At 42.5% G+C, this 11,734-nt stretch carries 14 protein-coding genes; 11 read left to right on the top strand and 3 right to left on the bottom strand.

From position 1 onward, the window contains the following. The 3 genes from F6K52_RS23450 to F6K52_RS23440 form a co-directional block, all read right to left on the bottom strand. Positions 1-753, bottom strand: a 753-nt coding sequence (locus F6K52_RS23450; RefSeq protein ID WP_293083523.1) for a HEAT repeat domain-containing protein, incomplete at its 3' end; no start/stop codon positions are given. Positions 754-915: 162 nt separating this feature from the next. Further along, a complete protein-coding gene (locus tag F6K52_RS23445) occupies positions 916-1,095 on the bottom strand; it encodes a hypothetical protein (protein WP_293083518.1) in 180 nt (59 codons plus the stop codon). Positions 1,096-1,219: 124 nt separating this feature from the next. Further along, the gene (locus F6K52_RS23440) at positions 1,220-1,624 is read right to left on the bottom strand and encodes a CsbD family protein (RefSeq protein ID WP_293083515.1); all 405 of its coding nucleotides are present in this window, start codon (positions 1,622-1,624) and stop codon (positions 1,220-1,222) included. A gap of 177 nt (positions 1,625-1,801) precedes the next feature. Between F6K52_RS23440 and F6K52_RS23435 the strand changes: the two genes are divergently transcribed. From F6K52_RS23435 to F6K52_RS23385, 11 genes are all read left to right on the top strand, one after another. Next, complete coding sequence (locus F6K52_RS23435) at positions 1,802-3,016, top strand: transposase (RefSeq protein WP_293083512.1); 1,215 nt, start codon at positions 1,802-1,804, stop codon at positions 3,014-3,016. Positions 3,017-3,075: 59 nt separating this feature from the next. Continuing rightward, positions 3,076-3,906, top strand: a complete 831-nt coding sequence (locus F6K52_RS23430) for a phosphate ABC transporter substrate-binding protein (RefSeq protein WP_293083507.1) — start codon at positions 3,076-3,078, stop codon at positions 3,904-3,906. Further along, a complete protein-coding gene (gene pstC, locus F6K52_RS23425) occupies positions 3,863-4,741 on the top strand; it encodes a phosphate ABC transporter permease subunit PstC (protein WP_293083504.1) in 879 nt (292 codons plus the stop codon). The genes F6K52_RS23430 and pstC overlap by 44 nt, the downstream gene beginning before the upstream one ends. 59 nt (positions 4,742-4,800) lie before the next feature. Continuing rightward, positions 4,801-5,739, top strand: a complete 939-nt coding sequence (gene pstA / locus F6K52_RS23420; protein WP_293083500.1) for a phosphate ABC transporter permease PstA — start codon at positions 4,801-4,803, stop codon at positions 5,737-5,739. 22 nt (positions 5,740-5,761) lie between these two features. Next, positions 5,762-6,586 (top strand): phosphate ABC transporter ATP-binding protein, encoded by an 825-nt coding sequence (locus F6K52_RS23415; RefSeq protein WP_293083495.1) that lies wholly within the window; start codon positions 5,762-5,764, stop codon positions 6,584-6,586. Between the two features lie 42 nt (positions 6,587-6,628). Beyond that, the gene (locus F6K52_RS23410) at positions 6,629-7,306 is read left to right on the top strand and encodes a class I SAM-dependent methyltransferase (RefSeq protein WP_293083490.1); all 678 of its coding nucleotides are present in this window, start codon (positions 6,629-6,631) and stop codon (positions 7,304-7,306) included. Between the two features lie 21 nt (positions 7,307-7,327). Beyond that, a complete protein-coding gene (locus F6K52_RS23405; protein WP_293083487.1) occupies positions 7,328-8,113 on the top strand; it encodes an SDR family oxidoreductase in 786 nt (261 codons plus the stop codon). A gap of 353 nt (positions 8,114-8,466) precedes the next feature. Continuing rightward, a complete protein-coding gene (locus F6K52_RS23400; protein ID WP_293083483.1) occupies positions 8,467-9,531 on the top strand; it encodes a nodulation protein NodZ in 1,065 nt (354 codons plus the stop codon). A 4-nt stretch (positions 9,532-9,535) separates the two neighbouring features. Beyond that, positions 9,536-10,171 (top strand): sulfotransferase family 2 domain-containing protein, encoded by a 636-nt coding sequence (locus F6K52_RS23395; RefSeq protein ID WP_293083479.1) that lies wholly within the window; start codon positions 9,536-9,538, stop codon positions 10,169-10,171. A 34-nt stretch (positions 10,172-10,205) separates the two neighbouring features. Beyond that, complete coding sequence (locus F6K52_RS23390) at positions 10,206-10,811, top strand: sulfotransferase family 2 domain-containing protein (protein ID WP_364419298.1); 606 nt, start codon at positions 10,206-10,208, stop codon at positions 10,809-10,811. Between the two features lie 275 nt (positions 10,812-11,086). Then, positions 11,087-11,734 (top strand): hypothetical protein (locus tag F6K52_RS23385; RefSeq protein ID WP_293083472.1); only part of this gene is annotated, 648 nt, incomplete at its 3' end.

The following is an 11,734-nucleotide window of genomic DNA, read 5'->3' as shown; positions in this document are numbered from 1 at the left end:
ATCAATTTCTGAGTCGGTTAAAAGTTTGGCAATTTGGGGAGCATACTCAGAGGCCGCTGCTCCCATCTGACCCAGAGTCGATGCTGCCCTACCACGGACATCACTATCTGAGTCAGTTAAAAGTTTGGCAATTTGGGGAGCGTAGTCTTTAGCTGCTCCCATGGACTCCAGAGCCGATGCCACACTATCACGGACATTAGTATCTGAGTCGGTTAAAAGTTTGGCAATTTGGGGAGCGTAGTCTTTAGCTGCTGCTCCCATCTCACCTAGAGTCGATGACGCATTAAAACGAACATCACTATCTGAGTGGGTTAAAAGTGGAAGGATTTGGGGAGCAGACTCAGATGCTGCTGCTCCCATCTGACCCAGAGCTTTTAGCGCACTACCACGGACTATGGACTGAATCGACTTGTCTTGATTCTCATAGCTCAATAAGTCTGCAATCTTGTCAATTGTCTCTTTAGGAATCTCAAGGGGGGGCTTGAGTTGATCTAATTTATAGTTAGACAATTTCTCGAAAGCTTTAACCCATACCTCGGGATCGGGGTCATCAAGTGCTGCCACAATCCCCTTGAGCTGCCACAATTCTGGCTCAGGGTGCGATTCGTGAGGGTAAGTATTGTGAGCGTGACTCCCGTTGACAATCAACAGTACCGCTACTAGCAGTGCTAACAGATAACAGAGGCACTGAGTAACACCAGTCTTAACGGTAGGGAAAAGCTTTGGGTGGTTGGCATGGCCTCTATGGGGCATGGTGGTAGTTTCCCACGGAGTTAGTAAAGTCAATATATGAAAATATTGTCGCTAGACCCTAAGCCCAGCAACCTTTTGACACTATGATGCTCCCCGAAGATGAATCGATTTTTATTATACCAATCCTAGAGACAATTATATAGCACAGGCAAGATGCCTGTGCTACGGAATTACTCGGTGATCTAAAAAAATTAGAAACTTGGCACCAGGCATCAAGGCTTTCAAAACCTGCACATAGCCCTTGGCATCAGCAGGGCTGTCGAACCGAGCGAAAACCACTGGTGGCTTCGGTGGCAACAACCGAACCATCACCCATGGGTATAGGTGTTCAGTATCAGACATAATATTAAGTTATCTCCTGTAAAGGTGACCCAGAGCCAGCCTTCCAGCCTAGGAAAACTCTTAGGCTGGCTCTTCCCGTGGATTTTAACCTCCACACTTTAAGTGTATCACAAAAAAGATTATATTATAGCATATTTTGAAAATTTTTGTAACAAATTTTTTTTGAGGGAGTAGGGAGCAGTTGTCTAGAACAGGTTTCGACGCTGTGACAAACGGGAATCGGGAATCGGGAATCGGGAATCGGGAATCGGGGGGTGTGGTAAAGGTGGTAAGTGTTCCCCCCGCTGTTTTGGGGGGTTAGGGGGGATCTCCAGTTGGAGTTTAGCTGGGGGATTAGCGATCGCGTAGCGTAGCCCTTCGGGCTAATCGCTTTTGGCGGAAGCTTTGCTTCATCGCATAACTTTTGCCTCTTGCCTCTTGCCTCTTGCCTCTTGCCTTTTGCCTTTTGCCTCTTGCCTTTTGCCTCTTGCCTTTTGCCTATTGCCTCTTGCCTATTGCCTATTGCCTCTTGCCTATTGCCTGTTCCCACCACCGATGTAAACTAATGATTTATAAAACTCCCCCAAGCCGAAAACCCCGTCACAAAGCGAGCGGGGATGAAGGCTGGCAGCGACTTGAGTCGCCGTGAGAAAAATATCTTGGAAAAATCCGAAATTTTAGTCTGAGCGTTGTAGAATAAAGGAGTAAACAGTTTAGGTCGAAACTGATGATAATCTTAGAGTTCAAGGCAAAAGGAAAAAAGTATCAATATTTGGCAATCGACGAGGCCATTAGAACAGTTAAGTTCATCCGTAATAGCTGCCTTAGGTATTGGATGGACAACAAAGAGGTCAACAAGTTTGATCTCAATAAATACAGTGCAGTTCTCGCTAAAAACTTTACCTTTGCTAATGAATTGAACTCTACAGCTCGCCAGTCTAGCGCTGAGAGGGCATGGTCATCAATTATTCGATTCTTTGATAACTGCAAGAAAAAAGTACCTGGAAAGAAAGGGTTTCCAAAATTCCAAAAGAACTGTCGTTCGGTTGAGTACAAGCAGTCTGGCTGGAAGTTGTCCCCTGACAAGAAGTCAATTACATTTAGTGACAAGAAGGGGATTGGAACGCTCAAACTTAAAGGTACATGGGACTTATGGCGTTTCGATAAAAAACAGATTAAGCGGGTTCGGATAGTCCGTCGAGCTGATGGCTACTATGTCCAGTTTTGTGTTTCAGTTGAGATCAAAGAAGAACTAGAACCAACGGGGTCGGCTGTTGCCTTGGATGTTGGACTAAAAGAGTTCTATACTGATTCCACTGGTAACACTGAACCTAACCCACGTTTTTACAGGACGGGAGAAAAACGCCTTAAGTTCTATCAGCGCAGAGTTTCTAAAAAAAAGAAAGGCTCATCCAATCGTAAAAAAGCAGTTAATAGACTAGGCAGGCATCACCTTAAAATAAGTAGACAGCGTGAAGAGCACGCCAAGAGACTGGCTCGCTGCGTAATCCGGTCTAACGACCTGGTCGCCTATGAAGATTTAAAGGTAAAGAATCTGGCTAAAAACCATTGTCTGGCTAAGTCTATTAATGACGCAGGTTGGTATCAATTCAGAAAATGGATGGAGCATTTTGGCACAAAATTTGGAAAGGTAACGGTTGCAGTAAATCCCGCCTATACCAGCCAAAATTGTTCCAACTGCGGTGAGGTTGTTAAAAAGTCTCTATCAACTAGGACTCACACCTGTAAATGTGGATGTGAACTTGACAGAGATCACAATGCCGCCATAAATATCCTAAAAAGAGCCTTGAGTACGGTGGGGCACACCGTAACTTGGGTTGTCAAAAACCTAAACGCTTCAGGAGATCCGACCTCTACTCTTCCTGGTTCCGGCCTGGTCGAGCAAGTTAGATCGTTGAGTGAAGAATCCCCGCGTCTTTAGACCGGGGAGTGTCAAGATGATTTACTTGGTCTAAGACCGTGCTACTAAATAACAAATTAATGAACTTTAGACTAGGTTCGTTTATCCTGCTTCTGTGCCTATATTTACAGAGTTGTACTCAATCTCCTGAGGTTGGGTCTGGGCAACAAAAGCTAATCTTAACAGGAGCAAGTACTGTGGCTCCTTTAGTTTCAGCGTTGGGTAAACGATTTGAAAAGCAAAATCCAGGGATTCGTATTGATGTACAAACCGGTGGTTCGTCTCGTGGACTAGCAGATGTGCGACAAGGACTTTCTGATATTGGTATGGTTTCTCGGACTTTGACAGACGATGAAGCCGTTGGGATGGAAGTTTTTGTGCTTGGACGGGATGGAATTAGCATAATTGTTCATGGTGATAACCCGTTAACAGAAATCACTAGCAAACAGGTCAAGACCATCAGCACGGGTGTTATCAAAAATTGGCAAAGCTTAAATAAAAATGATGCCCCGATCACTTTTGTCCACAGAGCAGAAGGACACTCAACACTAAAGAAATTTCTGGAATACTTTGGAGTGAATAACTCACAGGTAAAGGCGGATGTGGTAATTGGGGATAATCAACAAGGCATAAAAACTGTTGCAGGTAATCCTAATGCTATTGGTTACGTCTCCATTGGTGCTGCGGAATATAGTATGCAGGAGGGTATATCCATCAAGCTTCTGGCACTGGATGGCGTTGAAGCAACCAGTGAAGCAGTCGCTAATGGCAGTTTTCCCTTGCTTCGGCAACTAACTCTGGTGACAAAAGGAAACCCCACTGGACTAGCAAAGCAGTTCATCACATTTGTTCAGGGTGAAGACAATTATGATATCGTTCGGCTACAAAAATTTGTCCCCCCGAAAAATTGATCGGGTTCTAGCTTGGACTGTACGAGGAATTGCCTCTGTGGTAGGTATACTCGTTGTTGTCATTACAGGGTTCTTGATCATTGAATCCTTCCCAATTCTTGATGACATCGGGATATTAGCCTTTTTGACCGATGCTAGCTGGAGTCCCGCTCAAGGATTCTATAACCTTACCCCCATGTTGGTTGGTACCCTATTGGTGGTAACAGGAGCAGTGCTACTAGCCGCTCCCGTTGGGATTTTGTCGGCTTTGTTCTGCCACTATTACGCTCCTCCTTTCCTCGCTAGTTTCTACCGGCGCTTACTGGAGTTAATGGCGGGATTTCCTGGAGTAATTTATGGACTGTGGGGACTGGTAGTATTAGTGCCACTGATTAACCGCATCCATCCCCCAGGAACCAGTTTACTAGCAGGAATACTAATGTTAGCTCTACTGATTATTCCTACCATTGCCCTGACCGTGGACGCGACGTTAGCAGAGATGAACCAAGTTTATTGGCAGGGAGCCGCTTCCCTAGGATTGTCCCGTTGGGGGACGATTTTGGGGATCATGCTACCGGCTGCGCGACTGGGGGTATTTACTGGCATTATCCTAGGGATTGGACGAGCCCTTGGGGAAACGATGCTGGTGTTAATGGTCTGTGGTAATGTGCCTCAGATTCCAGATACACTGTTCGCTCCAATTCGCACCTTACCTGCTAACATTGCTTTGGAAATGGCTTTTGCCCTCGGCAATCATCGTTCATCCCTGTTTGTAACGGGATTGTTGTTGCTGGCAGTTAGTCTGTTTCTGGCGCTCTTGGCAGAAGCGATCGCAGAAGAAAAACACATATACTAGTATAATTGCCTCTGACTTGGGTCATCATCCACTACTGAGTTATTGTACTTTCAGCTTCCATGGCTCTGTTTTCTTCTCACTCTCATGCTGCCCATCCGTCTAAAGGCTGTAAAAAACGGAAATTTTTGAGTGACTCTCGCCATCATCGGCATCGGAGCAAGATTGCTTATCGAGACCGACTGTTGAGCATCATTGTCTGGTTCGTCGCTTTGTCCGTCGCCGCTAGTTTCGCCATAATTCTTGGGCATTTGGTTTGGTATGGATCTAGCCATCTTTCTTGGGAATTCCTGACCACAGACCCTGAAAATGCTGGTCGCGAAGGAGGTATTGCCTCCATATTGGTTTCAACGGCATTGATTTTAGGGGTTTGCCTAGCAGTAGCCCTGCCCCTGGGGTTGGGAACTGCGATCCTGTTAGCTGAATTTACCGCCACCAATAACTTATTTAGTCGGTTGGTGCGACGCAGTTTGGATATGTTGGCGGGAGTTCCTTCCATTGTCTTTGGTTTGTTTGGCAATGCCTTCTTCTGTGTTACCCTTGGTCTTGGCTTCTCTATCCTTTCTGGAGGATTGACCTTGGCCTGTATGGTGCTGCCGATTTTGATTCGTTCCATTGAGGAAGGGCTGCGGGCTGTTCCTGAAGAATACCGTTTGGGTGCTGCATCCTTGGGAATCTCAAGGACTAGCACCCTCATACATCTACTATTACCTGCTGCTGTTCCCAGTTTAGTAGCAGGCTTAATTTTGGGAGTTGGGAGGGTAATCGCTGAAACAGCGGCGTTGATTTACACCAGTGGCTATGTCGATCGCACGCCCACCTCTTTATTTGATTCTGGAAGGGCCTTGTCCTTACATATATATGAGCTATCCATGAATGTCCCTGGCGGGGATGATAATGCCTATGCCTCGGCTGTAATATTAGTTATAGTTATCCTGTTGATCAATACGACAGCGATTTACCTAGGGAAGCAATGGCATAATCGCAGTCTTCAGCAGTGAAAATGTATCATAACTAACATTAATGAGTCAGTTTTCATCCCAGGCAAAACCAGTCATCTCTGCTTCTATCAACAACTGGGCCAATCCTTGCTTATCCACGGATCGGCTCAGTTTATACTATGGTTCGAAACAGGCACTAGAGGATATTACCCTGTCAATTCCCCAGGGTTCTATCACTGCCTTAATTGGCCCATCTGGTTGTGGCAAGACCAGCTTTTTGTATTGTCTCAATCGCTTAATCGATCTGATCCCCAACTGCCTAGTTTATGGTAATGTTTGGTTGGGTGATTCAAATATTCTTCACTCTGAAACTGATACTATCGCTCTCCGCCGTCGGATTGGGACAGTTTTGCAGAAACCAAATCCTTTCCCATTCTCAATCTGGAAAAATATTGCTTTTCCGTTGAAAGAGCATGGTATTATGGAGCGTCGGAAAATTAATGGAATTGTTGAGAGGGTGCTTAGAAATGTTAAGCTCTGGGACGAAGTCAAAGATAGGCTGACAGCCTCAGCATTGCGCCTCTCTGGAGGGCAAAAACAACGTCTTTGCATAGCCCGTACCTTAGCTTTGGCTCCAGAAATTATTTTGATGGATGAGCCTTGTAGTGCCCTAGACCCCATTTCTAGTGGGGTTGTGGAAGACTTGATTGCTAGTTTGCGGGGGAAATACACTGTGGTGATTGTCACCCACAACCTGGCTCAAGCTCGACGGATTGCAGACTATGTGGGGTTATTCTGGGTTCAGTCTGGCTGTGGACGCTTAATTGAATTTGGCCCAGTTGAGCAAATCTTCCAGAATCCCCAACATTCCATTACAGCAGAATACATCAATGGTCAGCGTGGATAAGGGAATCCTGCCACACACTAAGAATCCCAAAGGCTAATTGTAATGAACCAAAATTTACAACTATCCACAGACAATTACTATTCCCAGCCCCGGGAGCAAGGTAAAAGTATTTACACTATCTGGGAAGAAGGAAAAGCCTATAAAGACTCGATCACACCGACAATTTACGACACCAACTACCGAGAATTCATTACCAAAAAAATTGAATCCTTGCTTAACTACAAAGTCACAAGCAATATCTTAAGTATTGGGAGTGGTAACGCTTTTGTTGAAAGCGATTTACATAAAAAAGGGTATAACGTCATAGCCAATGATGTTAATGAAGATGCCATTGAAATTGCTCGAAACAAAGGATTGCCAGTGGTTTTTGCTGATGTAAATCAGTGGGAACCGAAACACAAAAATTTTGATTTAATTTACTGTGATGGAGTGGTTGGACACTTATACAAACCAGAAGTCGGTTTAACAAAGCTCTTCAGTCGTTTACGAGATTGGTTAGTGTCTAACCAGGGTATTCTTCTGATTTCTAATGATGCAGCAGTGATCAATGCTCCTGTACATCCTCACCCAAGGGTGAAAGGTTTTTATTGGTTTTCGGCAGATTATTTGCGTTCGGAGTTAATTAGCGCTGGTTTTGAAGCCGTTGAGAACGAAAGTTTCATCTATCACCGTCCCCTGACAGGAGAAAAAGAACGGTTGATTTTAGAAGCCAGATGTTAATTATGCTGGATTAGTTCAGTTATGGATTTAGGACTAAAAGGCAAAATCGCTTTAGTAACGGCATCGAGTCGAGGCATGGGTAGAGCGATCGCAGAGGGCTTGGCCGCTGAAGGGTGTCAAGTGATTATTTGCGGTAGAGATAAGGATAACTTACTCAAAGCTGCCCAACAAATAGAAGCCAAGACTGGACAAGTCATTACACCTATCCCAGTGGAGCTTGAGCAACAAGATAGTATCTCCCAATTGCTAACGGGCATTACCAATCAATTTTCCACCATTGATATTCTCGTCAATAACGCAGGTGGTATGCCCTACAAGCGTCACTATGAACTAAACCAAGAAGATTGGCAGCAATCATTCGATCTCACCTTTATGAGTCAGGTGACTATAGCTGAAGCATTGCTGCCTTTGATGAAAAAACAGTCTTGGGGTAGGATAATTTTTGTGACTTCAGTAGCCGCCAAACAGCCAGGTATGCTAATCGCCCATTCCCAACGAGCAAGTGTTGTCGCCTATGCTAAAACCCTTGCTAATGAATTGGGGCAGCATAACATTCTGGTTAATAGTATCTGCCCTTCTTTTGCGGTTACAGATAAGTTCTATGAAGTGGCTGATGAAGTGGCAAAAAGACAGGGTAGTTCTCGGGAACAAGTGATCCAGCAATGGATGAAAAGTGTTCCCCTCCGTCGCCCAGCAACAGCAGAAGAAGTGGCTAATTTAGCAGTATTTCTGGCTTCAGAAAAAGCAAGTTATATCACTGGAACCTGTATTCAAGTTGATGGGGGATTTGTGAAAAGTTTGTTTTAGCTGTTTGACCCGGTGGGTGGTGCGTTACGGGACGGAGTGTCTCAATACTGCCTACCGAGAAAATCAGCGGGAGTCCGTCTTATCACGCACCCTACACAACTGGTTTACCTTGAGGGCTAACACATAGTCCCCACCACATAGCCTAGTATCACATTTTGGATGAATTTTTCAGGCGCTTACCCTGAAAATGGATATATTAAGTTTATTAACGTTTTAGCTCAAATTAATCATTTGCATGAGACTATAACTATGATAGGCAGTCCTAGTTAAGCTGCTAGAGTTAAGCTGCTAGGAAGAGATCATAAAAGACTGTTTTGGTATCATCCCCAGGTAGATAGTACTGAAAATGAGTTGTGAACAATAACTTCAGTTTTAAACAGAGTGAATTAGCCACACAGCAAAGTTATGAGGAATTGTTGCGTGCTTGTCAGCAGCAGCTCGAATTAGAACCTAGTAATCCAGATACCTATATCGCTTTAGGAGACTTGCTTCGACAACAGCCAAACCAATTAGAGGACGCTTTGGAAGCTTATCAAAAAGCTATTAATTTAACCCCTAGCCACAATACCTCAGCCTATCGAGGAATTAAGAAGGTCATCAAGCAGGCTGCCTCTGTTGCCACCATTAATCAACCCCCCTATGAAAAAATTATTGTACATACAGCAATAGGTGGTCTGTGCAACCGTTTGGGTATCTTATGTTATTACCTTTGCCTGAGCTACTTTTGGGATATTCCCTTATTTCTGTGCTGGTATCCTGAAGATGCTTGTAACTGTTATTTCCACGAGCTGTTTGAACCGGTCTGTTCCACTATATCTCCTCAATCAATGGTACAAATTTTGACGAGAGAAAATTGTGCCCAAACATTATACGTCTATTTAGATAAGAATGCCTACATAGGCATGAATGTCTATGAAAGATATCTTAAGGAGGAGCTAGATCGTGAGACATTTAGAAGGCAGTACCTAAAATTTGTTAGGAAACTAAAACCATTACAAGACTTACGTCAAGCTCTAGATAAATTTATACAACAGCATTGGACAGATAATATCATTGGTCTACATATTAGACGCACGGACTTATTTAACCATCTAAAGTACAAACAGCTAGAATCAAATTTCTCTTCGGATGAGATGTTTATTAGCGCCATAGAAAGAGAAATATCTAATGGCTGCTCCAAGTTTTTTTTGGCTACAGATAATCAAATAACCCAACAGCTTATCTCCCATAAATTTCCAAACAAAATTATTAGCTATTGTCAAAAATTTAATAGTGAGAATAAACGTCAAACACCTGTCAAAAATGCTGTGATAGATCTATACCTGCTTTCTAAGTGCCAAAAAATTATCGGTTCTTACTACTCTAGTTTTAGTGAATATGCTGCTGACTTAGGTGACATTCCTTTAATTTACCCCTAAGCTAATGATTATTTCTCACAAGTACCACTTCATTTTTATAAAAACAACCAAAACCGCTGGAACAAGCATCGAAATCGCTTTATCTAAATTTTGTGGTAGCGAAGACATTATCACGCCGATTTACCCAGAAGAAGAAATGAGGGCACAATTGGGCTATCGAGGTGCTCAAAACTATCAAACTGATGGTTTTTATAATCATATTCATGCTGCGGAGATCAAAAAGTTGATTGGAGATAAGATCTGGAACAGCTACTACAAGTTTTGTTTCGAGAGAAATCCTTGGGATCGTTTTGTATCCTATTACTATTGGCGTTATCAGCTAGAACCACGTCCAACCATTGCTGAGTTTTTAGAGTCAGAGTTCAAACCTCTGTTTTTCCTGAGGAGGACGGGGTTTAAATTGTATACTATTGATGGAGAAGTCGCCGTAGATAGAGTTTGTCTTTATGAGAATCTCCAGGAAGAATTAGAACAATTAAGGATTCGATTAGGGCTACCTGAAACCTTACAATTGCCTAGAGCTAAATCTTCTACCAGAAAAGATCAGCGAAGCTATCGCGAAATTTTAGACGAAAATACCCAAAAACTCATCCGAGAGACATTTAGTAAAGAAATTAGCATGTTTGGTTATGCTCTGTAACGATTTCCAATGTGTTTTTGTTCATATCCCCAAAGTGGCCGGAGAAAGCATTGAGGGTTTTTTTTCTAGCTTGCTTGGTGTCACCAGAGAGATGTTGCTGCTTAGACCCAATAGAGATCCGAAACTAGGCCCGGAGCAGCTCTCCCATCTAACCGCAGAAGAATATGTTAGGTTTGGGCATATGACACCAGAACAATTCAAGTCTTACTATAAATTTTCTTTTGTCCGAAATCCTTGGAAACGATTAGCATCTGAATATATTTTTAAGAGATATATAGACAAGTTTGAATTTAAGGACTTTGTTTTTAACAATTTCCCCAAACCAAATCCTTATAGTGATGCCTCTCGACATGTCTTACCGCAGTATGATTTCCTTTATGACTCTCAAGGAAATCGTTTAGTGGATTTTGTGGGCAAATTTGAGAACCTGCAAGCAGATTTTAATATTGTCTGCCAAAAGCTGGGAATAAAAGACACTAAACTTCCTCATCTGAATTCAAATAAACAAAACAAGATTGTGAAGGGGTACAAACAGGATTACAAACCTTATTTGGAGTATTATGATGATGAAACGAAAGAATTTGTAGGTAAAATTTACCAAAAAGACATTGAAACCTTTGACTATAAATTTACCGATTAATAATTAACTATTTGGTTAAGCTGTCACGCATCTAAACTGCACAATTAGTCATGAAATAGACGGTGGTAAACTTATTTATTAAAATAAGTCTTTAAGCCATCCATTATAGCTGTTTTAAATATGCAAGTTATTTAAAGGCATTGTTTTTAAAAAAATATTACGCAAAAAACTTAAAATAACTGACTAACTTAGACAAAAAAAAAATATAAAAAACTTGTATTAAATCGTGTATGATAGATTTTCATAGTATCATTAAAAAAAATTGTAAAAACAAAATGAAATTTATGGAAGGTTTACTTACCTTCCTACGGAAGCTACTTATGCTATTTTTAGTAGCAATATTTATTGCCGTAGGAACATTTACTGAAAAAGCTGAAGCTCAAACTCATCCAGCATTTCAAAACCCAGATTTCATAGATGCTGACGAATACAAAATTACCCTAGAAGCAACTAACGGAACGTTCACCATTGATAGTGATACAGGTGATCTAGGACCATACGATGGTTTACTTTATGGGGCTAGGTATTCTAAAAAGCAGGGTACAACTGAAGAGAGTGATTGCACAGGGGGTAGTACCTTTAACACAGATGGCAGCTATTGTCAGTATACTCCCGCCTACAATCCGCCAGTCATAGTAGTTAGCCCTGGTGAAACTATGGACTTGACTCTTGACAATAACTTACCTGTGCTCAACCCTCAACAAGCACAAGAACTTGTACCACCAGTAAAGTACAACTTAGAGGCTGTATCTCACGATACTAACCTTCACTATCACGGCTTCAACGTATCGCCATTATTGGGTGCTGATGATGTGGTCGTCCCAATTCACTCTAGTAACACACCAGAGATGCAAAATAATCTTTTTACTCCTAGTGGTTCTAGTGATCAATTTAATGTAATACCGACAACAATAAATTATCAA

It is taken from the genome of Moorena sp. SIO3H5 (assembly GCF_010692395.1).
GTDB lineage: Bacteria > Cyanobacteriota > Cyanobacteriia > Cyanobacteriales > Coleofasciculaceae > Moorena.
The sequence above is the reverse complement of the archived record's forward strand: the minus strand, read 5'-3'. Positions and strand labels throughout refer to the sequence as shown.

What these genes read in the sequence shown, in the direction of transcription:
- F6K52_RS23405 (WP_293083487.1), top strand. Translation starts at nt 7,328, where the DNA reads ATGGATTTAGGACTAAAAGGCAAAATCGCTTTAGTAACGGCATCGAGT.
- F6K52_RS23430 (WP_293083507.1), top strand. Translation starts at nt 3,076, where the DNA reads ATGAACTTTAGACTAGGTTCGTTTATCCTGCTTCTGTGCCTATATTTA.
- F6K52_RS23435 (WP_293083512.1), top strand. Translation starts at nt 1,802, where the DNA reads ATGATAATCTTAGAGTTCAAGGCAAAAGGAAAAAAGTATCAATATTTG.
- F6K52_RS23445 (WP_293083518.1), bottom strand. Translation starts at nt 1,095, where the DNA reads ATGTCTGATACTGAACACCTATACCCATGGGTGATGGTTCGGTTGTTG.
- F6K52_RS23410 (WP_293083490.1), top strand. Translation starts at nt 6,629, where the DNA reads ATGAACCAAAATTTACAACTATCCACAGACAATTACTATTCCCAGCCC.
- pstA (WP_293083500.1), top strand. Translation starts at nt 4,801, where the DNA reads ATGGCTCTGTTTTCTTCTCACTCTCATGCTGCCCATCCGTCTAAAGGC.
- F6K52_RS23415 (WP_293083495.1), top strand. Translation starts at nt 5,762, where the DNA reads ATGAGTCAGTTTTCATCCCAGGCAAAACCAGTCATCTCTGCTTCTATC.
- pstC (WP_293083504.1), top strand. Translation starts at nt 3,863, where the DNA reads ATGATATCGTTCGGCTACAAAAATTTGTCCCCCCGAAAAATTGATCGG.
- F6K52_RS23395 (WP_293083479.1), top strand. Translation starts at nt 9,536, where the DNA reads ATGATTATTTCTCACAAGTACCACTTCATTTTTATAAAAACAACCAAA.